Here is a 24234-nt window from a genome sequence, read left to right as displayed (position 1 = left end):
GATAGCATTATGTTTATTTAGGTATTTGTAAATACTTCTTATTTTCAAGGATTCCACATATTTATAGAGTAAAAACACAGGACAAGGTGATTGTTATTTTTCAGAAATTAATGGCTACTATTATTGGCAGTTTATTAGTAGGAATTGGGGTAAATGGATTTCTAGTACCTAATTATTTAATTGATGGCGGGATCCTCGGAATCGCATTAATTCTTCATTACTTCTTTGATTTTCAGACAGGCATCACAATGGTAGCTTTAAGCCTCCCGATCTGTATTTTCGCATCACTGAATCAAAGAGGATATTTTTTTAGCAGTTTACAAGGACTGTTACTCTCTTCTTTGTTCATCGATTTACTGGCTCCCCTTCGACACCAATTCTCTGTTTCCCACCTCACAGGTGCATTAATAGGAGGTGGGATTATTGGTACAGGAGTGGGATTAATGCTCCGATACAAGACGAGCACTGGAGGAACCGACTTACTTGCTAAAATCATTTCAGGCACCTTTTCCATGAACATAGCACTTGTCATTATTGTTATTGATGGACTTATTGTTTTAGCAGGTTTTACTGTACTTTCATTAGACAGTTTCTTCTACTCGTGCCTGGCCATTACTATAGTGGGGATAACCACTTCCTTTTTTGCCGGTCATCAACCGTAAATTCCAGGCTCTCTTCTTTTTGTAAAAAGTATCTAGGTAAATGTCTAATCCTAGGACAATCGTAATACATAGTATGAGATTGTGTTCGTTTTAAATGTGAATATGAGGATGCTTTTTAGAAAATTAAACTAACCCGGGTAAGGAGAATGTTTCGAAATGACAGAAGAGCAAAGACAGTACCACGAAGATTTGTTGGATTGGTGTCATAACATGTATGCGAATTGGAATCTTATGAAACCGAGGTTCTCTCAAATCTTTGATACGGAAAGCCTAGAGCAGTGGGAAGGCTCCTGCCTTCAATTAACAGAGAAGTTACAGGCAGAATCCATGTCGGACTACAGTGAATATCAAACTGCTTTACGTTTATTTGAACAGTGGGAAATGTTGCTAAGTGAAACAGAGGCACGCCAAGAGATGGAAGTCACTTTTGATCATCCTATGGAGTTGGACCAACGTGAAGAACTTTACGAATCAGGCCCTATTCAAGAAATGATTGAAGTGGAGCCTGAAACCTATATGGACCTAGAGGAACCGGCCCCCCATGAGATGACGGAGGTAGAATCCGAAAATGATATGAAGCTTGAGGAACCACACTCCCATGAGGACTCTATGGAAACAAGTACTTTCCCAGAGGAGATGGAATTCGAAACCAATTATGTTATGGAATTTGAGGAACCACACCGCTACCGTGATGAACTATTAAATTGGTGCATGAACCTTTATGCAAATTGGGAAAATATGAAACCACGGTTTTCAAAACTGTTTGATCTCGAAAGCTTAGAAGAATGGGAAGATTCCTGCCGTCAATTAACAGTAAAACTACAAGCAGATAATGAAGCAGACCAAGATGACTATCAAGCTGCCATTGGGCTTTTTGAACATTGGGAACAGCTATTAAAGGAATCGTCTGCCTATCAAGAAGCTTGACATACTAAATTGGGTGAACAATTTATTTGGGATTGCATAAGCAGTCCCATAATTATTTTCTATTTAAATGATCCTTTAAAAATTACTCATGGTTATTATCTCTTCTGAAGGCCATAAGGGTTGTTTTTAATGAAGCATAGGCACCAATGGCAGCAGATCCATAAAACCACCCCATGAAAACACCTGCGAATAAGTGATGTCGGTGACTTATGAATATGGAGATACCTAATCCTAATAGTTGAGCAACAGTTGGAATGAATTTTCTTGGTAACTTCAGAAATATTTTAATAAGTTGAGTGAGCAACATAACTAAGGGAACTGCAATAACAGCATCCCAAAAATTTGTATGTATAGTTGGAAAATCCATTGATTCCACACCTTCAAAAATGATTATATACCTTAACAATATTGTATCCATTCATTATCAATCTATAATTATTTGATCAGATAAATATATTCTCTTACCCGACTTTCTTCCGTTTACAAAGGGCATAACAGAATAAATTACTTGAGAAAGAACAAAATAACACAAACTAACAGTCGTCCGTTGCAAGGGAGAAAAGTGATGTCAGGATCTTTAGAAATAATCTTTAGAACCTTTACAGCCTTTATTATTTTATGGATATTTGTACATATGCTCGGCAAACAGACCATTTTCCAAAAAACATACCATCTTTTTATCGCTACTATTACAATGGGGACCATTGCAGGGAATTTAGCCTTTAATAATCATATTAGGTTCCTCTACTTTATCCTTTCATTTGTTATTATGGGCTTAGTTATTTTCACATTGAACATCCTATCTGTGAAAAACCACCGCTTAAGGGCATGGATTTCAGGAGAGCCTACTACTTTAATTCATGAAGGAAAAATAATGGAGGAATCGTTAAAGAAGATTGGGTATTCATTAGATATGCTAAAACAGGAGTTACGCGGAAAAGAAATTTTCAACATTGAGGAAGTCGAATGGGCGATACTTGAGGTAAGCGGCTCCCTGTCTGTATTAAAAAAAGCCGAGTACCAACATATCACACGAAAGGATTTAAAAATACCCACAGCACCACATAGGGTTCCAGTGGAACTAGTCATTAACGGCAAAATACTCTACGAAAATCTGACCAACTCCCCTTATAAGGAAGATTGGTTACATGCTGAACTCCAAAAAAGGAACATTCAGATAGCTGACATCTTATATGCTGTGGTCGGGACGCAAGGAAACTTGTACATAGATTTATATCAGGATCATTAAATAACGCAGCAGTCATTAGAGGATTGCTGCGTTTCGTATGGGGCCACAAAAGTGCAGTTACGGTATAATAATGAAAGGCTATACTATACTGGAGTTGATATAAATGAGCCAACCATGGTCTCCAGAGCGAGTCATTTCAGAACAAGAAGTCAGACGGATGATTGAAAAACAATTCTCGCGGCTGAAACCCGCAAGCCTGAAGGTATTAGGAGAGGGCTTCGATAATTCGGTGTTTCTCGTGAACAATCAATACGTGTTTCGCTTTCCTCGAAGAGAAATTGCAGCCAACTTGATTCAAACCGAGAACCGGCTTCTTCCAGTGATTGAACCATTGCTTCCCATCCCCATTCCGAACCCTAAGTTTCAAGGAATACCAGAGGGAGATTATCCGTGGCCATTTGGCGGCTACGAAATCCTACCTGGAAAAACACCTGCGAGGCTGACAAAGGAACAGCGGATGCAGTCCGTTGAACCATTAGCCCGTTTTTTGCGAACGCTTCATGATTTTCCTGTAATCGAGGCGCAAAAGCTGCAGGTTCCCTATGACCAGCTCGAACGAATGAATATTATAAAAAGAATGCCCATGCTTGCCTCCAATATTGAAAAAGCAAATCAAAAAGGACTAATAGACCAAAATGCTGTGGAATTGTTGCAATCCTTCCTCTCAACCATTGAAAAGCCATTAGAGGATGACACGAAGACACTTGTTCATGGTGATCTACATATCCGCAATATGCTGGTGGATGAGAACGGCCGGGTTTCAGCAGTGATTGATTGGGGTGATACCCATATTGGACATCCAGCCGTAGATTTATCGATTGCTTATAGTTTTTTACCTGCAGAAGGCAGGGAGCAATTCTTCAACTTATATGGTGATGTTCCATCTGAAGTAAAAAAAGTGGCAAGATTTAAAGCTATTTACTCGATCCTGGTGCTTCTTTTATATGGAGAAGATTTAAAGGATAAAGACTTGGTATATGAATGCCGTTCCACGTTGCTTTTGGCATTAGAGGGTTGAAAAATCAGGTTCACCTGCATACTAGATGAATTTAATTAAACGTTTGATTAGTTTCCCCCAACCCTTATGTACCCAGGGTTTCAGCAAAATGAAAATGGTTATAAGGCAAGAAAAAACAGCAAACCAGGATTTGCTGTTTTTTCTTGATATTTAAATATTGATTATCCTTTAAATAGTGAACCCGTCAAGATTTTCTGCTGTCCTCTTTTTTACCCCATCTAGTCTTTGTTTCTTTGCCTTTCTGAAATGGAACAATTCGTAGAACGTTGGGATGACAATCAGTGTCAGTAAAGTAGACACAATCAGCCCGAAAATAACCACGACGGCAAGCCCTTTGGAAACAAGATTCATGCTCATGGCTGATTCATGTCCAAATAATAACGGAACCATGGCAAATACCGTGGCAAGTGCCGTCATTAAGATAGGACGAAGACGGACACTACCTGCTTCCATAATGGCTTCCCGAATGGTCATGCTTTCTTCGTTATGGCGGATTCGGTCCACTAAGACGATCGCGTTCGTCACAACGATCCCCACTAGCATCAGCATGCCTATTCCCGACGAGATATCAATGCTTGACTTAGATACGACTAGTCCTAATAATGAACCAATCGCGGCAAGCGGAAGGGAAAGCAAGATGGCAAAGCTTGCACGGAATGATTTCAGGGTGACCAAAAGAATCATGAATACAATACCGATTGAGAACACGGCTAGTTTTGCGAGTTCCATCAAATCATCGGATGACTGCATGGAAGACCCTGTGATTTCTGCGCTTGTTCCATCTCCAAAAGCATTGTCTTTTTCCCAAGCTACTAATTGTTTACTGATTTCTCCGGTAACGTCGACCATTTTCTTCGGATCTATTGTTGCGCTCACCTGAAGATAGTGATGTCCATCCTTGGAATAAAGCGTGCCCGGCTGCTGGATTTGTTCTACCTTGGCCACTTTTGATAACAATACCGGACCGTCTTGTGACATAATTTCTAGGTTTTCTAAGTCTTTCGCTGTGCTGATTTCCTTCAAGGCACCGAGTTTTACCGTAGTGGTACGTCCGTCGATTTTCATGCTTCCGATAACAGCCGGTTGCAGCATCGCTTGAAGTGACCCAGAAATCTCCTCAGCGTTAGCGATTTTCGCATCCACCGTAATTTTAACCGTTGGCTTTTTGTTAGCATCATTGGTTGCCACTTTTTGAACACCTTTAATGGTGTCTAATTTTTTGGTGATGATATCAGCTGCTTTTTTAATATCCGAATCGTCTTTACCTAAAACATCAACGGAGACAGTGGTTTTGTTTTCACCCATTAGCCCCGCTGTATTCGCTGTTAATTCTGCTTTAGGGAACTGATCTTTGGCTTTCCGCAATTCTTGTACGATTTTAGCAGAATCGGCCCCTTCCTTCAAAAATACCATGAACTGGACTTGATTGGCGTCCTGAAGTTCCCCAAACTGCGCCGCATCGGCATTATTGCCGACCTGAACAATGTTATTTTTCACACCTTTTTGATTGGAAAGAAGGGTTTCCATCTTGGAAAGACCGTTTTGAATGTCATCAAATTTCGCCCCGTTTTCGTACTTTAATAGAACGGAAAGATAGGCACTGTCCTTCTGGTCTACCGAACCCTTCGGAATCATGGTGAATAATCCGACCGCTCCGATCACCACAACAACAGATAAGACAATCGGAAGCCATTTATGGTTCAAAGACCAACGAAGAATGGAAGGATAAAAGGTTCCTGGTTTGTGGTCTTTAGTTTTTACATTTTTCATCAATCGTCCACTGAGTGCAGGTACGACGGTTAATGCCACAAGAAGTGACGACATCAACGAACAAGTAATAGTAATCGCAAACGGCGCGATTAAATCTTTTAAACTACCAGAAGCAAGTAGCATCGGAAGAAACACCGCTACCGTCGTAAGTGTAGATGACGTAATGGCCGCCGCCACTTCTCTTACCGCTTCCACGATAAAGGATGGTGTGAGCTCGTTACCTTGTTTCCTTCGGAAGATGTTTTCCACCACCACGATACTATCATCCACGAGTCGTCCGACGGATACGGCAATCCCACCGAGTGTCAGAATGTTTAGCGTAACTCCAAAGAAGGATAGTAGAATCATGGTAATACAAAGAGAAAGCGGAATGCTGACAATCGTAATTAAGGTCATGCGGAAGCTTTTCAGGAACAGCCAGATAATCAAAGTGGCAAATAAGGCTCCTGTCAGCACTTCTCTTGTCATTGAATTAATGGAATCAAGAACCGTATCAGCTAAGTTAATAAATATGGTTGCAGTTAACGTTCCTTTATAGTCATCGTTAATTTTCTTTGCTAACTCCGCCACTTGCTTACCAAGGGTGACAGCATTGCTCGTTGAATCTTTCTGTACCACGATTTCAATAAAATTCTTTCCATTCATATGCGTAATACTGGTGGTATTCTTCTCCATCGCCACGTCAGCAACATCTTTCAATTTGGTGCTGCTATTTAATTGAAGGTTCTGAATGTCTTCAAGACTTTCTAATTTCCCTGTCACGATGATGCTGGTTTCTTGATTATTAAGGGTTTGTTCACCTACTGCAACGGATGCATTCTTTCCTCTTAGAATCGTATACAGCTTTTCAAGAGGAAATTGGGCAGCAGCAAGTTTTGCCGTATCCACTTTGATCGAAACCTGCTGATTTTTTCCGCCGTAGGTCATGACATTTCCGACCCCTTTAACGTCTTTAAAAAGAGGAAGGATGTCGTTGTCGACGAGGTTCAGTTCTTTATTTCCGATTTCTTTATCGAATGTTAGTCCTAAGTAGACAACTGGTATCTGCGATGTATTGAGGAGAACAACATACGGTTTCATGACTCCATTTGGAAGATTGACCATCGAGATGTTTTCTTGAATCTGCTGCTTTGCTTCCTTCAGATTTGTGTCGGATTCAAACGTCACCGTCATCTGAGAAAAGTTATTGCCTGTTTCAGCCACTACATTTCGTTTACCTTTAATACCGGTTAAGGCCTTTTCGATGGGCTGTGTGACTTGTTCGTCCATACTGACGGCGTCCAAACCGTTACCTACTACCGAAATCGTAACATATGGCTGGTCTGCAGCCGGCATGAGTTCCATAGGGATACTAGTATAATTAAAAATTCCGAAGATAATAGAGGCAATGACGGAAAAAACGAGAGCCGCTCTATTCCTCAAAGCCCATTTAGTGAACCATGTCATAATTAGCCACCTCCAATATACTTTTTTGTAAAACTAGGAAAATTATACCATTACTAACGAACTATTACATCACAATTTGGAAGATTCATAAACTTTTAAATATATTTTTCCAATTAAACGTTTGATTAGTTTTTTCAGCTCAACGTACCAGAGGGCCCAATTTTAATTAAACGTTTGATTAGTTTTTCCAGCCCTTACGCACCAAGGGTTTCAGCGTTTTAATCAAACGTTTGATTAGTTTTTTCAAATAGTAACTGTTCGCACCTAAGGAAAGACATTATGATATGATTAGGAAATTATCATCATAGGAGGATTCACCTTGAACAAGGATTTACTTACGGAAGCAAAGGAATTTATTTGTTCTTTTTATAAAGAAACAAATAAATCAGCCCAGGACTTAGAAAATCGGCTAAATGAAATCACTCAACAGATACAAGGCAATGGATTTTATGAACACGCCACAGAAGAACTAGAATATGGAGCAAAAGTGGCTTGGCGCAATAGTAACCGTTGTATAGGTAGATTATTTTGGAATCATTTAACCGTTATCGATAAGAGAAATTTACATACAGAGGAAGAAATACGGGATGCCCTATTTGAGCATATGGAATTCGCAACGAATGAAGGCCGTATTCGACCAACGATTACGATTTTCCCACAGGCACTCCCAAATAAAAGGATTCGCATTTGGAATCACCAATTGATTCGTTACGCTGGATATAAGACTGAACAAGGCGTTATTGGAGACCCGGGTTCCATAGACTTTACAAAGATTTGTATGAATCTTGGTTGGGAACCGAAGAATGGAAAATTTGATGTCTTACCGTTAGTCATTCAAGTGAACGATCACACTCCGGACCTATTTGAAATACCAGAACACCTAATACTCGAAGTTCCTATACGTCATCCGCAATTCAAGTGGTTCGAAGACTTACAATTGAAATGGTATGCAGTCCCTATGATTTCTGAAATGTGCCTTGAAATCGGCGGCATCACTTATACTGCTGCTCCCTTTAATGGATGGTACATGGGTACGGAAATAGGCGCACGAAACTTAGCTGATGAGTTCCGGTACAACCTACTGCCTCAGATCGGGTCGTTAATGGGATTAGATATAAAAAGTAATATCTCTTTGTGGAAGGACCGGGCACTATTAGAGTTGAATACTGCCGTCTTACATTCTTATAAGGAGGACGGGGTTAGCATCGTAGACCATCACACCGCTGCGCAACAGTTTAAGCTTTTCGAAGAAAAGGAAATGGAAAACGGTCGGCCAGTTACCGGGGATTGGACTTGGCTCATCCCACCATTAGCACCAGCCGCCACCCATATTTTCCATGGTCATTATAATAATGAGATTGTAAAACCTAACTATTTTTATCAACCTATACCGTATGAGTGATGAACAAAAGCAACCTTAAACAGCCTAAGAGATTGGCTCATATTTAAGGTTGCTTATTTTTGGTGGAGCAAACTTGAATTCTTTTGATATACATTGGTTACAAGATTACAGAAACAAGTTTCAAGCCATGATGTGATGTATCATGGGTTTTAGAGATTTAATTAAACGTTTGATTAGTTTCACCCACCCTTATGAATCAAGAGTTCCAGCGTTCTAATCAAACGTTTAATTAGTTTTTTGACCAATACTTCTTCGGACTACAGAAATTTAATTAAACGTTTGATTAGTTTTTTCAGTCCTTACGTATCAAGGGCTCCACCATTTTTAATCAATCGTTTGATTAGTCAATATCAAAAAAATGGAATATCCTTTTTATCTATATTTATCTCTGGCAATACTTCTACCATAAACCCAACCACAACCTTCCACTCAAGCTGCTTAAATTGATCATATGAAATCTCAGCTTCATTTTGCTCCAAATCTTTAAGCCTTTCATAATCAATCGTATACCACTTCGTCTTATCCAACTTCAACCTATTCCAATTCGCTGAAAGCAAATACCTCCGACTCTATAATGACCGAATCTCCCGATTAATCGTACTCTCCGACCAAAACGGCAGCTGCCTCTGCCACTACCTATAAGTTTTGTAAACCCACTTCCTCCCCTCAACCACATGCAAACTTATCTCAACCCAATAATGAATCTGCTGCAAAACTTCAAACCCTGCTTCATCGCCAAAGACGAAACCACCATCACCGGACACTCATTCACCAACAACTAACTCATCCTATCCAAATCTCCAGTTTCAATCATTTTTTTAAGGTACTTTACCTATTCTTCCATCCAGTATGGTCCTTCCATAAGGTTATTACACCTTCACTATCTATATAGAGAAATTAGTAGAAAATAGACAGGGTAAGATAATATTTTTTCAAAAAAATAACAGAGGGTTAAATACCTCTGCTAGATAATGTAATAAAAATATGAGCATTTAGTTTTCCATACATTTTTAATACTTTAAGTTATCTTTAATTTTCTGTCTAATAACTAGAGCTAACTCTTGTGCTTTTCTCATATCCTCATGAAGCCTCTCACAGTTTTTCCAATGTTCTTCCCAAGTCTCAGACTCTACAATACTTTCAAAGTCTATTGGAACTACATTTCCCCACTTTTCATACTTTGCTAGGCGCTCAATCCTTTCCGCTAAGTCCTCAACCATTCTAGTTTTCGGAGAAAGAACAGCATCACTTACAATCCACTCATACCAAAGCTTATTTCCTTTAGATTGATTACATTTGCCACAAGCAGGAACCAAATTATATATATCTGAAATATATCCGGTGGGCTTTTTATTTTTAACAATAGGACGCAGATGATCCCATTCAGTGGATTTATCTCCACAGTATGCACAACGCAAGTCTTCTGCATTTAAGGCTAATATTTCAAGGGCTTTTTTTACCTCTAGTTCTGTCGGAAAAATATACGGAATAATCCCGTTAACAAATGAATTGGTAATACTTGAACTTCGTGCTGCAATGTTTACTTGCTTTGGCATTTTAAAAGCTTTTAGTAAACTTTCTTTTTCACTCAATGCTCTAACTCCTTTATCCACTTAATAAACTTTTGTTTATTTCTTTCAAACCATTGACTACAAACAAGATACCTTTCTCCGTTAATCAGTTCTTCATCTGCCCAATATCTGTTGTATCCATTTATTTTTCTTTGTTCTGAAAGTGGTGAATCCCAGACGGCCTTTTTCAAAAAAGGATAATTAATGTCGAATGTTATTTTACTATACCTTGTATTCTGTAATAATTTTACCTTTTCGTCCGTTAGTAATTGTGCTTTAATTATTTTTCTCAATGTTGTCCGTACTAAAATACCCACTTTAATAGAATCTTGAGTTTCTATCTCCTCGGATGTCCCATGATGTTCTTGTTCATAATCTCTTATCCACTTTTTCATGTACTTAATTTTATTCTCTGATGTTAAGTCAGTTACATCTTGTGCTAGTAAATTTAATACCTTTGCTTTAAATAGTTTTTTATCCATGATTACTCATCCTATTCATTGATATTCTTTTAGGAGGACTAATTTCCCACTTTGATTTACACATATTCCTGCCCAAACTAATATACAAGCTATTGGTGTAATTCTCCGAAAAACATTCTGGCCTAATTGCTTCCCATAAACCTTAAATGCGATTCTCCCTTCAATAGAATCAATCGGTAACCCCGTCTCACCTAATTTATAATTCATAGCGTCACCCTTAAGAGCACATCCATTTTGTTCTTTTAATAATCTAATAGTCTCTTCGAACACTTCCCACGGTAAAAAAGATTGAGTGGCCAAATTACTTACACTAATCCCTTTTTCATTTAAAATAGCTTTAAATGTTTTTTGTCCTCTAATTAAAGGGATGTCTACTGAATTATTATTCTCTAAAAATTCACCTTTTATTTTTTCTAATGCATTTATTTCAGTCAAAATTTCATTCCTCCACCGTTTTCATTCAATAATTATATGATAGAACATGAGGATTTTTTTTCCAATAACATTCTCATTATGATTGATAAACATAGGAACAAATGCAAACCATAGTAATTTTTTTCGAAAGGTAAAATGAATTGTAGATTGCAATTAGCTATTATGATTTACTTCCATAAAGAATCTTTCAGCCAATAGTGATATAGTATGACTTGTATATCAATCATCAAGGAGGGATCACAATGAAAAAGCTCATAAAAGTTGTAGCAGCAATCATTGAAAATGATAAAAATGAAATTCTTTGTGCACTTAGGTCCCCTGAGATGGCTATCCCAAATATGTGGGAGTTTCCAGGTGGAAAAGTGGAAGCTGGTGAGGATATTTTCTCTGCCTTAGAAAGAGAAATTCAAGAAGAATTAGATTGTAAAATTGAAACATTAAAAGAGGTATTTAACGACAACACCCATGAATACGAAACTTTTATTATCAATTTAATCTCTATAAAATGTAAGGTTGCCGAAGGAACTCCAACTCCAAGTGAACATTCCAAGCTAATTTGGCTAAAAAGAGAAAATCTAAATTCACTAAAGTGGGCCCCGGCGGACATACCTGTAGTAGAACAATTAATAAACGAAAAATAGTCTTCTCAAAATGAGAAGACTACACTTTTTTAGTAAACTCAGTATATAATGTGGCTGGTATTTCATGCTCTAACATGATTTTGACAGTAATAGGTTTCTCGCCCTCGTATTGGACTGTATCTCCTTTGCCAATATAAATAAAAGGCTCGTTCTTCCCATCTATTTCCCTGTACTTCCTCACGAATAAATGAAGATTAACTCCACGCGACTTATTGTGGATAATATTTTGCCCTCTTTCAGATTGCTGTGTCGTACTATTTTGTGACTGCCACTGAAAGTACCGTTCATTAATAAATTTATCTTTATAATTAATACTTTCCTTTACATCCTCTTCCTTATGCAAATCTATAAATAGAAAGTATTCCTTGCCATTTGCAAGCAACCCTGAACCTCTAAAGGAACTATGGATCTTTCGATAGTTGGAAAGTAAGGCTGCGTCCATCATTGGATATTGCTCATAAAGTTTAAAATGTGGGACACCGTAGTACTTTGACTTAAATTCTTTTTCGTAACGGAAAATACCATAGGTGATGATATCCTCAATATATTTCCTATAGTCCTGATTTTTCAATTGCTCTACAAAAATTTGAGTCTTTGTCAGTTTTCCATCCATATAATTAAATAATTTTGGCTTATTCTTTAGCTGGCCGCTATCATAATAGTTTTGATTTAAACATTCAAAGGCATGAAGCACACTATCTTCATCTACATCATTGATCATCTTTAAAATTTGGTGCTTTGCGACTTCTAGAATGATTTCCCCATGATCTATTAGGTATCGAATGATTACAAACTCATAAATCCTTTTAACCGGAAGCTTACTTGATAACTCTTTCAAGGTTGCCTCAAATGCTTCGTCCTGTAAAATACCCTTTAAATATTCATCCTTCTCCACTTTTGCTACAAAAGATAAGTATGTTTTTTCACGATTTATGAATTTAACTGGATCAGGTGCTCCATCATACTTCAGATAATCTAATAATAAATATGGAATCCGCCCCTGGTTGAGCTTTTTAAACTCAGAGTATTCTTCCTTTAGATACTTCATCGAGTTGAAGTTTTCATTGTCAATTTGAGCCAAGATTCTTTCTTGTGAGATTTTATCCATCTGGATATGCGTACACCCAGGAATATTCGCAAAGCCGGTTGCAATCGAACCTTCAAGCTTTCTTTATCATAGTAGCGACTTCCGTTTAGCGCCAATGCAATGAGAAAGGTTTTATTATGGTTTCCAATAAAATCAAGAACTGTTAAAAAGCTTTTATTCGCATGCTTACGTAATCCCCGACCGAGCTGTTGAATAAACACAATTGGAGAGTTGGTTGGTCTTAGCATTAGAACGGTGTTAACAGAAGGTATATCTACACCTTCATTAAATATGTCTACTGTAAAAATAAATTCTAAGTCGTCATGGTCTCTCTCTAAGCGATTAATAAATAATTCCCGTTTTTCTGGTGAATCGGCTCCATATAAGCAAACACTCTTATATCCTCTTTTATTAAATTCACTTGCCATATACTGTGCATGCTCAATACTCACACAGAAACCAAGGCCTTTTCTTTTCTCACCGTCATATCCATAGAAGTCCATTTTTTCAATAATAAAATCGACCCGCTCATTAACCTTTAATCGTTTTGTGATCTCATTAATATCGTCAATATCCACATCACTCAAATCAATGCCTTCTATATCTGTTATCCCGAAGTAATGGAATGGAATGACCAACTCGTCCTCTAACGCCTCATGCAATCGTACTTCTAATGCCACATTATTATCAAAAAGGTCAAATACATTATATCCATCACTCCGTTCTGGAGTAGCCGTCATTCCTAAAGTAAACTTTGGCTCGAAATAGTTTAAGACAGTTTGATAAGTTGGGCTTGTTGCATGATGGGCTTCATCGATAATCAGATAATCAAACTCATCTTTTTCAAATTCATGAAAGCATTTAGAAATCGTTTGGATTGTCGCAAACACATAATCCACATGTTTTTGCTTATGGTTACCTGTGATTAGTCCAAAAGAAAGACCTTCATTAGGTAAGAGCATTTCAAACGTATCCTTAGCTTTTTTTAATATCTCTTCCCTGTGCACAATAAATAGAAGCTTCTTGGGTTTCACGTTCTTCACATCAAAGGCAGACATATACGTTTTACCTGTTCCAGTAGCTGCAATTACAAGTGCTTTTTTCTCCCCAAAACTTCTGAGTCGATCTAAATTCTCTGTAGCACGATTTTGCATTCTATCGGGAACGATATATTGTTTATTCTCATAGATCATTTGGTGCGTTATTTGCGTACTCTTGAAGCTCTTAAGGAATTCTTCATATCTACTAATAAAATCAGGATCCGCATCCTCACTCATATGCCACAGATAATCATATTCCTTTAATACATCCTGGATAAACCGGCCGTTATCTTTCGTGATAATTTCAACATTCCACTCAATATTGCTTTTTAAAGCACTTTGAGTGATATTCGATGAACCAATAATTACCTTGTAACAGTCTTTATACTCAAATATGTATGCCTTCGTATGGAAACCAATCTCTTTATCCGTAACAAAAACCTTTAAATCAACATTATTAAATTCTCTTATTTTTTCTAATGCTTTTGCATCTGTAAAATTAAGATAAGTGGAAGTAATGATCTTACCCTTAATCCCCTTCTTTCAGCTTCCTTCAAAGGATCAAGAAGAAGCTGCAGCCCACTAAAATTAATAAAGGCCACACTAAAGTAAAACCGTTCACACTCACTCATCGATTTTACTAATTCTCTTAATAGATTCCCCTTGCCGGAATTAACGATTAGTTTCTTTTCTACCGCTTCCATTGGTTTGCCCCTGACTATAAAACGAATATCGCTCTTGATATTGTTATTTATTGGATATACAAAATTGTACAATATCTGGGGGTAAATAAAAAAATCCTCTATTCTGGAGAAAATGAGGATCCAAATAAATATTAGTGATTTGTTGCTTTAGTTCCAATTACTAGAAATAATATTATTAAAATTTCACTAAATGAATTAAAATTTTATATTCATCCAGTCAAAATTTTTCTTTTTTACATTAGATTTGAGCTTCAACAACCTATGAGTTTCGATATAAAATTTATTATCCCTTTCCAGCATGTTGCTATTTATCCCTAAATATCCGGCTATTGAAAGAATGGTTAATATAAAACTTAAACTAATTTGAAATATATGAGCTAACATCCAATAAATTGATGGAAAACTTGTAAAAGAGAAATTAAACATAGAAACCGAAAAACTATAAAATAAAAAATTAATAAAGTTACTGTACTGTGTTGCAACCATATTATGACTTAAATATTCACCACTAATAAACCTTGAAAGAAAATAATAATTAACAGAATATAAGAATATAAATTCTAATAATGTATGAACTGCTAAAGATATCCTTGAAGACTTTAACAACAAGGAATTTTTCCAACCGTGTACATAGTATGTCCTATTACCTTTTTTATTAGAAAAAATTTTATCATTCACATTAGCAATATCTTTATAAAAAGCGTATATTACTTCTATTCCCCTAGATATTGTTCTCAAAATTATTAGTAAATAAATACTGTATAGTAGCCAATCAATAGATAGTCTATACAATATTGAAGATATTAATAAGACTATTGAGATTATAACGTTACCCCAGTTTGAAAACTCTATAAAAAATTTATTTTTTATTTTAATGTAATCCCAAGCTTTTAAGCAAATTCCAAATCCATCATTATCTCTCAAACAGTAATCGTTACACCAGTTTTCGTTACAGTTTTTATTATTTTCCTTTATTGTATTTTTAAACAATAAGGCATAAAAATAATCAGGTGAAAAGAGTAAAAAAACTATTTTACTTAAACCTCTAACATAAAAATATTTGTAAGGTTTGTTTTCCACGTTTTTATATGCAAAGAAGTGAAGAAAAAACGAGATAATATGGTTAGTAGTATATGCAATCAACAAACTAAGAATATAGCGTTGATTACCTATGGTATTTTCAAATATATAAGAGTTATCATGATAGGTTTGCCAAACAATAATAGCCAAGAACGAACCCAAAGTAAGTAGTTTAATATTATTTAATGTTTTTAGCCTTCTTTGTAATTTTACGTACAATTCGACGGCTTCTTTATCAAAATTTCGATATCTCGAATCAGTATAAAGAGAATTATAATCATCCATATTTATTTTCCTTGTCTAAAATTAATAAATGCATGTGGTGAATTAATTATCCAAGATAATACCTTACAACCTTAGTAGAACTCGCCCCACTCGGTGTATCATGAATAATTTCAAATCGATAAACACCTAGTGAAACCATCGCATTGCAGACAGGTGGCATTCGATTTTCTAACTTAAGGATTTTATGGATATCACCAGACTTAAGGTCAATTGAAGTAATTCCATCTTCTTTTGCCTTAATCAATCTACTAATGATATACTCTCGAATACTATCCGTTAATCCCGGATTTTTAATAGATTTGGGCATAACTAATCCTCCATTTTTGAATTTCCGAATTCTATTGTTAGCATATGTAGAAGCAAATTCCTCAATCTTTACTAGCTCACTATTATTTTCATCAATAGTATCCATCAAAAAGCCAACCTGCCAAAAATACATATCAATCAACTTCATTGGAGTATAGTAAGTTCCGTCTTCACTAAATAATTGGTGACATTTTTCGAATTCATCTCTATTAAAATTGTAGAAGTCAACCAATTCATTTAATGAAGCTTCATTAAACTGTGTGCTAATTCCATGCAGCTTTAAGGCATCTTTTAAATAGCGATCATAAGCAGGTACATTGCCGTATACTCCAAGTAATATTTTTGACGCAAGCGTGTCAGTAACACTTACTAATGTGTCCTCTCCATTAATCTGAGAAATATTACTTATGTATGATTCAGTTGTTTCCTTGATAAGTGGATCAATTCCAACAACACTATCCCTATTCATGTTTAATTGGAACTCACGGTCATAGTATCGAGAGAATTTAGTAGCCATTACAACATTATTCAAAAAATACTCATGTATCCGATAATCCTTTTGGAGTAAAAATGCTCCACCTCTCAGCATACCCCAGCTTGCTAGATAGAAGGCCAAATGAAGACAGCCATGGTCAAATATTTTCTCATCTTTTAAGGATTTATAGTTAGTACTAAAAAATTGAAAGCAGTGCTCCCAAGATTTAAATCGATGATGCTTATCGAATCTTGAAAGTTTGTGATATTTTGAGATCACTTCGTAGATCATGAATTGTCCACCTTTTAGGATGCTTTAATGATTTTTGGGTTAACTAAATACTTTTGATCATTCCCTTGCACTTGAATATGCTGCTCCCAAACAAATAGTTTCCAATGTTCACCAACCGCATAATTGTTAAGTGTGATGTCAGATGTCATTAGTTTTCTTAGTTTTTTAAAGTTAATGATATAAACCTTATTCCCCTCAAGGCGAATAGCTAGAACCGCAGTATCTGCACCATCTAGTAAATCAACTTGAATTGTAGTCAAATCAAACCAACCATTACCATTAATATGGATTTTAGAAGAAGGTGTGCAAACTACTACTCTCTCTTCATTTCTCCTACCTTCATACATTATTTGTTTTCTCTTAATAGGTAATAGGGTACACCCTAGCTTCCTACTTAACTTTGCCATAAGTTTCTTTTTATCAGGAATAGTCAACACAATCCCTCCTAAAGATTGTAATCTTCTTCCATCCTATCATATGAGTATGTTGCCTGCACTTAGCAATTTAATTACTAACAGCCGTTAATAACTTATTATTATCAACATGACACAACCGTAAAGGGCTGGCCACTATCTAAGTTTAAAACTATTTGAGTTTTAACTAGCACTGCTTATGGGCAAAATAAGCATATTCTCTCTTGTAAACTTTCTAAAACTTCTTCTGGCACTTCCTTGACCTTGATATCACCACCTAGGAAAAGTAGCCAATTTGTAATTTCGGCCAATTCTTCGGGATTAGTAACATTGATAAAATTCTTTAGAATGGCTGTGGTTTGGTAAGGGTCCATATAGGAGATTGAAAATTTTAAAGGATGGTATTTTTTGAACTGGGCAATCGCTTTTGGACCAAGTTCAAGGACAAGGTTAATCTCTTCTTCCTGCTTACTTAGTTTTTCTAAAATCTTTTTCTTCCGTAATCTTTTTTTCGTCGGGTAGGGTTCGACATTGGTAAGGTTGTCGACAGGAATTATCTGTTTCTTTTCTGCCTCTAAGTTGAAGCCTTCAATTAACCAAAGGCTTTTTTCACGATAAAGGTGTAAGAGATAAATGGGATAAGACTTTATTAGATTCTCTTCTATGATGGTAATCAATAAATAGCTATCCAAAAGAAGGATTTGGATGAGCTTTTCTAACATGGGATGGGGGAGATCTGACAGATCAAGCAGGTCAGGATTATTCGGGTTGGTCCCTTCAAACAGCAAGATTTGGTTTAAATGAACAAGGTCCTCTTGCTGATTTTCTGTGATGAGGCCTAGTAATTTTTCAGCTAAAGACTGACGACTCTTTAGATAAGGGAGTTGTTGATTTCTTGTGGCCATAAAGGCAATAAAAAGAGCTTTAATCTCATTATCGGTAAAGCGGACAGTGGGCAGGACAGAGTTGTTCATGACAAAATAACCCCCATCCCTTCCAACCTCAGCGACAAGTGGCATTCCCATGGCTTCAATTTCTCTGATATCTCGAATAGCTGTCGAACGAGAGATGTTAAACTCTCGCATGATTTCAGAAATGGTAAAGTTGGCGCGGTTGTTGATATACCGCATGATGGTATTAATTCGTTCAACTTTTTTCATCGGGATCTCCTAAACAGTATCATTTTTTGACATGATTAAAGACTATTATAAACTCATCAAGTGAAAAGACAAATCATTTGAAAAATTAATAAAAGAGGATGGTTTGAATATGGCAAATTATACATTAGAAGAAAAAGATAGCTTTACCGTTTTAGGTATTGGAACTGAGCTTAAGAGCCACTACACAGACTATGCTGGCATAAACAAGGAAAAGGCAGACTTTTGGTCGGCCGTCAAGGAAGATGGAAGGCTTGATAAGTTAAAATCTGTTGCCACAAATGACTATATTTTTGTCGTGAATGAAGCGGTGAATAACAAGATGATGCATTATGCCGGAGTCATGACAGAGGCTTCCTTACCAGAAGCATCCAGAGTGATTCAATTTCCTAAAGGAGATTACCTGGTTGTAACAGGGGAAGCAGAGACAGCTGAAGAGTTGAGTAATATGGTTACTGGCATTGCCTTTGGTCAAGTCCTGCCGGAAGCAAAGAATTTTGCCTATGTTGGCGGGCCAAATACAGCGGTTATAATGGGGCAACGAAACGGTTTAGTATTTGGTGAAATGTGGATTCCTGTTGTTAAGAAATAAAAGGAGCGATGGAATTGTCTTATATGGTTGATTTTAAAAATGTGTCTACCGTTGGTTTAGAGTCTTCACCTGTAGCAGAAGCGCTTGCTGGTCTACGGGCGAATGAAGCCCGATATTTTATGAACAAATACAAGCATGAATTTACGGTTGTTCCAGCTAGCGAAAGTCAGGATACCCTTGAATATGTGAACCGAATTTTGAAAGAAGAACGTGATATTGAGTTTGCGGCTAAACCTTTAGAAACATCGCGTTTTCAAGTGGAAAATATCAATTGGACTTACGTCTTTTATGAGGATGGTCTATCAGTCAACGTCTTGTATACGATTGATGGTCCTAAGCCGAAGCGGGCAGTTGGTTTTAAGCTTTCTGATGGTATGGAGGTACCAAAGGAGTTAGAAGGGAAGTTTAAGTTTGCTAGGCAGAAGTCTAAACTAGCTGGAACCATTCGGGGATCGTTTTTTGTCATTAAAGGTGAATATTAACGAAAGTCATTCAAATAACAAAGCAGCACCTCTCCATCAAATTAGAGGGTGCTGTTGTTTTTTTTCGCAAAAACCTCATTTACTTATGATACGGTTCACCGTGTCTATTCTTAATGAGGTTAATAGTTGATTTTTTTATATTAAAATGAAAAGTCTTAAGAAATTTTTAAACGAATAATTATTTTAATTATGGTTTGCCACATATTCCATAAAAGAAGATGTGGAGCATACTGTCAATTAAATCCAAATTATTACTTTGGCCAACCATATCCATTAGTTCTTCATAATGCTGTAAACTAAAATTGATATACATTAAAAAAGCTTTGGAAGAAACTTTAGGTGAAATTTCCCCACTTTTCTTCCCATCCTCTAGTAGTTGAAGCATCATAGGAATCACTTTTTCATTGGTTTCCTTTTGGATATAATCCGCCATTTCTTTATCTTCAACGAGTAATTGTTTAATGATTTTTGGCGAAAAGGTATACAATGCCTCCTTATCCTGCAGAATCATTCGTTCAATTTTTTCTTTAATCGTATAATCCCCTTGCATATATTCCTGAAAATGTTGAAAGGATGAATCGATATACTGTTTCATAACCTCATGTAATAAAGCTTCTTTGCTCCCAAAATAATTGTAAATCGTGACTTGTGAAACATCGGCCGTCTTTGCAATATCTGCAATCCGGATCTTGCTTGGCTCCCAAGTCTTTAGCATTTCCTGTGTTGTTTTTATGATCTTCTCTTTTATTAATGCAGCTCGTTTCTCAAATCCGTTCATTTTCTTCACCCTACTACTATCTAATAATGAAATTATAACATAAATTTATTTCATTATTATATTGACTCTAGTATGACCAAAAAGTAAGATTAATTATGAAATGATATTACTTAAATATTTCATAACTTTTGTTGGAGGGGTGAATCATGCTAGAAGTCCACGATTTAACAAAGAAATTTAAAAATAACAAAGGAATATTCAATGTCTCTTTTTCAATAAAAAAGGGGGAAGTTTTTGGATTTTTAGGACCTAATGGTGCAGGGAAATCTACCACCATCCGGCATATTATGGGATTTATGAAACCAGATACCGGCTATATAACAGTAAATGGATTAGACTCCTGGAAAAACCAAGGAGAAGTTCAAAAATATATTGGCTATTTACCAGGGGAAATTGCGTTTATTGATGGGATGACAGGAAAAGGATTTCTTGATTTTATGGCTAAAATGCAAGGAATAAAAGATTTATCAAAACGCAAGGAACTGATTGATCGGCTTCAGTTTGACGTCAATACCCCCATCAGAAAGATGTCCAAAGGTATGAAGCAGAAGGTTGGTATTGTCGCAGCCTTCATGCATAATCCCGAAGTCCTGATTCTCGATGAACCAACATCAGGATTGGATCCGTTAATGCAAAAGGTATTTATTGAACTTGTGCTTGAAGAGAAAGCAAAAGGAAAAACCTTTTTAATGTCCTCTCACAGCTTTCCTGAAATTGAAAGAACCTGCGACCGGGCAGCCATTATCAAAGACGGGATCGTGATTACAGTAAAAGATATTCATGTACTGCAATCGATGCAGCGAAAGCTATTTGAAATCACCTTTGAAAGCACTTCGGATGCCGAGACTTTTCTAAAGTCGAATATGCCAATTGAATTTCATGAAAAAAACAGGGTAAGGGTGGCGATTCAGGGTAATTTCGATCAATTTTTAGCGGAGACAGCTAAATACCATGTTCGAAATATCGATGTGTTTACGCAAAACCTCGAGGAGATATTCATGAATTACTATGACAAAACGGGGGGTTCGAAATGAATTATCCACTCTACAAGCAGATGATGAAGGTTAACCTCAAAGGAATGATGAATTATGCGATTGGATCCGCCTTTTATATGATTCTGATGGTTTGGGTGTATCCTAGTATAGCAGAAAATACAAAGGCGCTAAATGATTTTATGAAGGTAATGCCTGAGGGTATGTTAAGGGCATTTGGCTTTGAAGGTGGATTTGGCAGCTTTGAAGCATATGTATCAGGTGAATTCTACGGAGTCATCTTAACGATTATTTTAACTATCTTTTGTGTCATGCTTCCTACACAACTCATGGCGAAACTAGTGGACCAGGGTTCAATGGCTTATTTATTATCTACTCCTACAACAAGAGGAAAAGTGGCCTTTACGCAAGCAATGGTTTTATTTACAGGGACTTTTCTCATTATGGTCATTACGACCCTTTCTGGTTTTATTGGATACGGATTATTTATTAAAGATGAAAATGCCTTTCATGCGCTAAAATTTATTCAAATTAATATAGGCGCCTTTCTCCTGTTTTTTGCGGTAGGCGGAATTTCCTTTTTCATTTCATCCGTGGCAAATGATGAAAAGAAAGCACTAGGCATTTCAGGTATCATGGCCATTGGTTTTTTCTGTTTAGATATGATAGGAAAGATAAGTGAAAAAGTCGATTGGCTAAGAAAACTCACGATCTACTCTTTGTTTAGACCAAGTGACATTGTGAGTGGAAAAGAAGAATTGATGCAAGCATGGACCATCCTTGCAATAATCGGCATTGTTGCCATTGGTTTAGGAATTTCAATATTTAAAAAACGTGATTTACCATTATAAGCGTCATTAAAAATCCCTCCAATCAGTTTCTTAATGGAGGGAAACTACTAAGGTACCTAATTACTCCGGTTAAGAACAGTGCCTGTCACAATCCGAATAATGTCGATGAAATCGACAAAATATGGGTTGTGACAGTGGCACTATTTAGAAAGTAGTGTTAACACAGCAAAAAAACACATAATTGAAGCAGCAATCATAAATAAGTGCCCTATGGCATTATGCTTCACTTCAATTAAAGACTAACTTATTTTCTTTAGTTTCTGCTTTTCAGTACCCTCTAATTTTTCATATTTTCTATACATTAGCCATGCAATAACTGAGAAAATAACAGGTCCAGCTACACTCCAGATGGTTGTTTGAATATCTCCTTCTATAGCTGGCTGTATGATACTAAAGAAATTTGCTAGTCCAACTGTCAGAATAACAATCCAAGCCCATATATTTGCACTCCATTGGGATTTATAAACGATAAAAGGCTTATTGATTTCCACTTTTTTCTTAAAGTACGGGAATGCAAGTGCTATAAATACATAGGGTAATGTCATAGCGACGTTTGTCATTGAAACGAGAATGTTAAAGAATGCGGCCATTGTGCTTCCACCGAACGCGATAAGTGCGATCATGACACAAACTATAGCAGCTTGAATCCACATAGCATTAACAGGTAGCCCATTTTTTGTTTCTCCGATTTTTCCCGGCCATAATATCTTAGGTGTTCCTTCAATCATCTGCTTTAAAGGTGAAAACATCAAGGTAAAGAAAGCACCCGACAGTGCTAGGAACATGGAAAGTCCAATGTATCTTGCAACCCATAATCCTAAAGCCGTAGCTGTAGCATGGCTTGCTCCAAAAGCGGTACCTAGTGAGTAGCCTAAATTGGACATAACGATATAACTTGCATTTCCAAGGTTCACATTCTCAATACCCATTACAGATGCCCAGTTTGTGAATATTCCAATTAATAGGATTCCTAAAGAATATCCTACTGAGATAATGATTGCAGATATAAGAATTCCTTTTGGAAACGTTTTTTCTGGTTTTTCTGTTACATCCACTAAACCGCCTACTGCTTCAAGCCCGCCATAAGCGAAAATGGCATATACAACAAATGCTAGCGAAGCGATAATATCTCCTGCATATATAGGATTTGGTGTTTGAGTGAATGATTCCCATCCTGTAATCGGCTGTGCCAATTGTCCATGATTCCCTATAAAGACGGCAATTGCACCAATCCAAAGAAATACATTCACTAACAAAACTGCAGTCCCACCTACTGAAGTTACTTTCTTAATCTTATCCAGACCCTTTGTTGATATATAGGTTACGATAAGTATCCATAGAATTCCTAAAACCCCCAGTACCTGAGGCCCTTGAAGATTAAATAAAGTCCAGCTTTGTGTTGTATCTTCTCCAAAGATAGCATTTGACACCGGAACCCACATACCGGATGCGACATTAACCATCCAAGTTACATAAGAAAAATACCACATGAACGTTCCTATAAATGCAAATTTGGGACCTATGGATTTTTCCATCCATGAGTAGATTCCACCCTTTTCTTCTTTAAAGGCGGCACCAAATTCAGCTACCATTAATGCAAAAGGAACAAAAAAGGTTATAGCAGCAAATATGTACCATGGAATAGCGGCATATCCCATCTTATAAAACGATCTTGGAATGTTGTTGAATCCATAAACAGATGTAAAAATCATTAATACTAGGGAAATTAAAGTTAACTTTTTGGTTATGTTTGTGTTTGACACACAAATTCCTCCCCGCTTCTAGTTATCATCTACCTTAGACAAGGAATGTTTACTTCGTTTTGCCAAAACTGATATATCGATTCCTCCTTTAGTCATACTTAATACTACTTTTTTAAAATAGGGAAGTATCCCCAGCCAACGTAAGCAGTAAAATGAAAACGCTTTCTTTACTTGCTTTTTTATTATATAGGATTTGTTCTATAGCTACTCTAATCCACTGTTACAATCATATGAACATTTTAAAATGGCGGAAGATATTAGAATTAAGTTTGTTTACAATGCGTTTGTTCAGGATGGCGAAAAGGTACTTTTAATAAATGGCTCTGTTAAACTTG

General features: G+C 36.6%; 25 protein-coding genes and 1 pseudogene. 10 read left to right on the top strand and 16 right to left on the bottom strand.

The features are described 5' to 3' along the window. The first annotated feature begins 86 nt into the window (after positions 1-86). Together ABES03_RS11095 and ABES03_RS11090 are read left to right on the top strand one after the other, a co-directional pair. The gene (locus ABES03_RS11095) at positions 87-662 is read left to right on the top strand and encodes a YitT family protein (protein ID WP_430117350.1); all 576 of its coding nucleotides are present in this window, start codon (positions 87-89) and stop codon (positions 660-662) included. Positions 663-818: 156 nt separating this feature from the next. Further along, positions 819-1589, top strand: a complete 771-nt coding sequence (locus ABES03_RS11090) for a hypothetical protein (RefSeq protein WP_430117349.1) — start codon at positions 819-821, stop codon at positions 1587-1589. An 82-nt stretch (positions 1590-1671) separates the two neighbouring features. On the opposite strand, the gene ABES03_RS11085 is transcribed toward ABES03_RS11090, so the two are convergent. Beyond that, a complete protein-coding gene (locus ABES03_RS11085; RefSeq protein WP_430117348.1) occupies positions 1672-1956 on the bottom strand; it encodes a hypothetical protein in 285 nt (94 codons plus the stop codon). Positions 1957-2154: 198 nt separating this feature from the next. Between ABES03_RS11085 and ABES03_RS11080 the strand changes: the two genes are divergently transcribed. Further along, positions 2155-2838 carry a DUF421 domain-containing protein gene (locus ABES03_RS11080; RefSeq protein WP_430117347.1) on the top strand — a complete coding sequence of 228 codons (684 nt, stop codon included), beginning with the start codon at positions 2155-2157 and terminating at the stop codon, positions 2836-2838. 103 nt (positions 2839-2941) lie between these two features. Further along, entirely contained in the window at positions 2942-3856 is a 915-nt protein-coding gene (locus tag ABES03_RS11075; RefSeq protein WP_430117346.1) for a phosphotransferase, read from the top strand. A gap of 168 nt (positions 3857-4024) precedes the next feature. Here ABES03_RS11075 and ABES03_RS11070 read toward each other — a convergent pair whose 3' ends face one another. After that, positions 4025-7072 carry an efflux RND transporter permease subunit gene (locus ABES03_RS11070; protein WP_430117345.1) on the bottom strand — a complete coding sequence of 1016 codons (3048 nt, stop codon included), beginning with the start codon at positions 7070-7072 and terminating at the stop codon, positions 4025-4027. A gap of 319 nt (positions 7073-7391) precedes the next feature. On the opposite strand from ABES03_RS11070, the gene ABES03_RS11065 reads away from it, so the two are divergent. After that, positions 7392-8474 carry a nitric oxide synthase oxygenase gene (locus ABES03_RS11065; protein WP_430117344.1) on the top strand — a complete coding sequence of 361 codons (1083 nt, stop codon included), beginning with the start codon at positions 7392-7394 and terminating at the stop codon, positions 8472-8474. A 350-nt stretch (positions 8475-8824) separates the two neighbouring features. Here ABES03_RS11065 and ABES03_RS11060 read toward each other — a convergent pair whose 3' ends face one another. From ABES03_RS11060 to ABES03_RS11045, 4 genes are all read right to left on the bottom strand, one after another. Next, positions 8825-9001 carry a hypothetical protein gene (locus ABES03_RS11060; RefSeq protein WP_430117343.1) on the bottom strand — a complete coding sequence of 59 codons (177 nt, stop codon included), beginning with the start codon at positions 8999-9001 and terminating at the stop codon, positions 8825-8827. Between the two features lie 483 nt (positions 9002-9484). Next, the gene (locus ABES03_RS11055) at positions 9485-10066 is read right to left on the bottom strand and encodes an HNH endonuclease (protein ID WP_430117342.1); all 582 of its coding nucleotides are present in this window, start codon (positions 10064-10066) and stop codon (positions 9485-9487) included. After that, the gene (locus ABES03_RS11050) at positions 10063-10527 is read right to left on the bottom strand and encodes a hypothetical protein (protein WP_430117341.1); all 465 of its coding nucleotides are present in this window, start codon (positions 10525-10527) and stop codon (positions 10063-10065) included. The genes ABES03_RS11055 and ABES03_RS11050 overlap by 4 nt, the downstream gene beginning before the upstream one ends. Before the next feature lie 15 nt (positions 10528-10542). Beyond that, positions 10543-10962 carry a hypothetical protein gene (locus tag ABES03_RS11045; protein WP_430117340.1) on the bottom strand — a complete coding sequence of 140 codons (420 nt, stop codon included), beginning with the start codon at positions 10960-10962 and terminating at the stop codon, positions 10543-10545. Between the two features lie 242 nt (positions 10963-11204). On the opposite strand from ABES03_RS11045, the gene ABES03_RS11040 reads away from it, so the two are divergent. Beyond that, positions 11205-11603, top strand: coding sequence for a (deoxy)nucleoside triphosphate pyrophosphohydrolase (locus ABES03_RS11040; protein ID WP_430117339.1), 399 nt, complete (start codon positions 11205-11207; stop codon positions 11601-11603). Positions 11604-11622: 19 nt separating this feature from the next. On the opposite strand, the gene ABES03_RS11035 is transcribed toward ABES03_RS11040, so the two are convergent. The 8 genes and pseudogenes from ABES03_RS11035 to ABES03_RS11000 all read right to left on the bottom strand — a co-directional run bounded on the left by ABES03_RS11035 (position 11623) and on the right by ABES03_RS11000 (position 18444). After that, entirely contained in the window at positions 11623-12711 is a 1089-nt protein-coding gene (locus ABES03_RS11035; protein ID WP_430117338.1) for a DUF3427 domain-containing protein, read from the bottom strand. Continuing rightward, positions 12648-13967, bottom strand: a complete 1320-nt coding sequence (locus ABES03_RS11030) for a DEAD/DEAH box helicase (RefSeq protein WP_430117337.1) — start codon at positions 13965-13967, stop codon at positions 12648-12650. Before ABES03_RS11030 ends, ABES03_RS11035 begins: the two co-directional genes overlap by 64 nt. Before the next feature lie 63 nt (positions 13968-14030). Beyond that, positions 14031-14249: pseudogene (locus ABES03_RS11025) on the bottom strand (phospholipase D-like domain-containing protein); the annotation flags it as partial. Then, complete coding sequence (locus ABES03_RS11020) at positions 14207-14434, bottom strand: hypothetical protein (RefSeq protein WP_430117336.1); 228 nt, start codon at positions 14432-14434, stop codon at positions 14207-14209. The pseudogene ABES03_RS11025 and the gene ABES03_RS11020, both read right to left, overlap by 43 nt. 195 nt (positions 14435-14629) lie before the next feature. Next, entirely contained in the window at positions 14630-15799 is a 1170-nt protein-coding gene (locus tag ABES03_RS11015) for a hypothetical protein (protein WP_430117335.1), read from the bottom strand. 46 nt (positions 15800-15845) lie between these two features. Beyond that, the gene (locus tag ABES03_RS11010; protein ID WP_430117334.1) at positions 15846-16871 is read right to left on the bottom strand and encodes a hypothetical protein; all 1026 of its coding nucleotides are present in this window, start codon (positions 16869-16871) and stop codon (positions 15846-15848) included. A 14-nt stretch (positions 16872-16885) separates the two neighbouring features. Further along, positions 16886-17305, bottom strand: coding sequence for a hypothetical protein (locus tag ABES03_RS11005; protein WP_430117333.1), 420 nt, complete (start codon positions 17303-17305; stop codon positions 16886-16888). Positions 17306-17481: 176 nt separating this feature from the next. After that, positions 17482-18444, bottom strand: a complete 963-nt coding sequence (locus ABES03_RS11000) for a helix-turn-helix transcriptional regulator (protein WP_430117332.1) — start codon at positions 18442-18444, stop codon at positions 17482-17484. A 109-nt stretch (positions 18445-18553) separates the two neighbouring features. On the opposite strand from ABES03_RS11000, the gene ABES03_RS10995 reads away from it, so the two are divergent. After that, positions 18554-19033 carry a GyrI-like domain-containing protein gene (locus ABES03_RS10995; RefSeq protein ID WP_430117331.1) on the top strand — a complete coding sequence of 160 codons (480 nt, stop codon included), beginning with the start codon at positions 18554-18556 and terminating at the stop codon, positions 19031-19033. A gap of 14 nt (positions 19034-19047) precedes the next feature. Beyond that, complete coding sequence (locus ABES03_RS10990) at positions 19048-19515, top strand: phage tail protein (RefSeq protein WP_430117330.1); 468 nt, start codon at positions 19048-19050, stop codon at positions 19513-19515. A gap of 187 nt (positions 19516-19702) precedes the next feature. On the opposite strand, the gene ABES03_RS10985 is transcribed toward ABES03_RS10990, so the two are convergent. Further along, positions 19703-20293 (bottom strand): TetR/AcrR family transcriptional regulator, encoded by a 591-nt coding sequence (locus ABES03_RS10985; protein ID WP_430117329.1) that lies wholly within the window; start codon positions 20291-20293, stop codon positions 19703-19705. A gap of 146 nt (positions 20294-20439) precedes the next feature. On the opposite strand from ABES03_RS10985, the gene ABES03_RS10980 reads away from it, so the two are divergent. After that, positions 20440-21327, top strand: a complete 888-nt coding sequence (locus ABES03_RS10980) for an ABC transporter ATP-binding protein (RefSeq protein ID WP_430117328.1) — start codon at positions 20440-20442, stop codon at positions 21325-21327. Further along, the gene (locus ABES03_RS10975) at positions 21324-22136 is read left to right on the top strand and encodes an ABC transporter permease subunit (protein ID WP_430117327.1); all 813 of its coding nucleotides are present in this window, start codon (positions 21324-21326) and stop codon (positions 22134-22136) included. Before ABES03_RS10980 ends, ABES03_RS10975 begins: the two co-directional genes overlap by 4 nt. A 239-nt stretch (positions 22137-22375) precedes the next feature. Here the strand turns inward: ABES03_RS10975 and yjeM are convergent, their stop codons facing one another. Continuing rightward, on the bottom strand, positions 22376-23899 hold the full coding sequence (gene yjeM, locus ABES03_RS10970) for a glutamate/gamma-aminobutyrate family transporter YjeM (RefSeq protein WP_430117326.1): 1524 nt from the start codon (positions 23897-23899) through the stop codon (positions 22376-22378). Positions 23900-24234: the final 335 nt, after the last annotated feature.

It is taken from the genome of Neobacillus rhizosphaerae (genome assembly GCF_050477885.1).
Taxonomy (GTDB): domain Bacteria; phylum Bacillota; class Bacilli; order Bacillales; family Cytobacillaceae; genus Neobacillus; species Neobacillus rhizosphaerae_A.
This window is presented reverse-complemented; position numbering and strand designations above follow the sequence as displayed.

Bases quoted from the DNA above. Each gene is read 5' to 3' on its own strand.
- ABES03_RS11015 (WP_430117335.1), bottom strand. From the start codon at position 15,799: ATGGATGATTATAATTCTCTTTATACTGATTCGAGATATCGAAATTTT.
- ABES03_RS11080 (WP_430117347.1), top strand. From the start codon at position 2,155: ATGTCAGGATCTTTAGAAATAATCTTTAGAACCTTTACAGCCTTTATT.
- ABES03_RS10985 (WP_430117329.1), bottom strand. From the start codon at position 20,293: ATGAACGGATTTGAGAAACGAGCTGCATTAATAAAAGAGAAGATCATA.
- ABES03_RS11090 (WP_430117349.1), top strand. From the start codon at position 819: ATGACAGAAGAGCAAAGACAGTACCACGAAGATTTGTTGGATTGGTGT.
- ABES03_RS10995 (WP_430117331.1), top strand. From the start codon at position 18,554: ATGGCAAATTATACATTAGAAGAAAAAGATAGCTTTACCGTTTTAGGT.
- ABES03_RS11085 (WP_430117348.1), bottom strand. From the start codon at position 1,956: ATGGATTTTCCAACTATACATACAAATTTTTGGGATGCTGTTATTGCA.
- ABES03_RS11020 (WP_430117336.1), bottom strand. From the start codon at position 14,434: ATGGAAGCGGTAGAAAAGAAACTAATCGTTAATTCCGGCAAGGGGAAT.
- ABES03_RS11040 (WP_430117339.1), top strand. From the start codon at position 11,205: ATGAAAAAGCTCATAAAAGTTGTAGCAGCAATCATTGAAAATGATAAA.
- ABES03_RS11070 (WP_430117345.1), bottom strand. From the start codon at position 7,072: ATGACATGGTTCACTAAATGGGCTTTGAGGAATAGAGCGGCTCTCGTT.
- ABES03_RS11035 (WP_430117338.1), bottom strand. From the start codon at position 12,711: ATGGATAAAATCTCACAAGAAAGAATCTTGGCTCAAATTGACAATGAA.
- ABES03_RS10975 (WP_430117327.1), top strand. From the start codon at position 21,324: ATGAATTATCCACTCTACAAGCAGATGATGAAGGTTAACCTCAAAGGA.
- ABES03_RS11075 (WP_430117346.1), top strand. From the start codon at position 2,942: ATGAGCCAACCATGGTCTCCAGAGCGAGTCATTTCAGAACAAGAAGTC.
- ABES03_RS11000 (WP_430117332.1), bottom strand. From the start codon at position 18,444: ATGAAAAAAGTTGAACGAATTAATACCATCATGCGGTATATCAACAAC.
- ABES03_RS11050 (WP_430117341.1), bottom strand. From the start codon at position 10,527: ATGGATAAAAAACTATTTAAAGCAAAGGTATTAAATTTACTAGCACAA.
- ABES03_RS11030 (WP_430117337.1), bottom strand. From the start codon at position 13,967: ATGAGTGAGGATGCGGATCCTGATTTTATTAGTAGATATGAAGAATTC.
- ABES03_RS11010 (WP_430117334.1), bottom strand. From the start codon at position 16,871: ATGATCTACGAAGTGATCTCAAAATATCACAAACTTTCAAGATTCGAT.
- ABES03_RS10980 (WP_430117328.1), top strand. From the start codon at position 20,440: ATGCTAGAAGTCCACGATTTAACAAAGAAATTTAAAAATAACAAAGGA.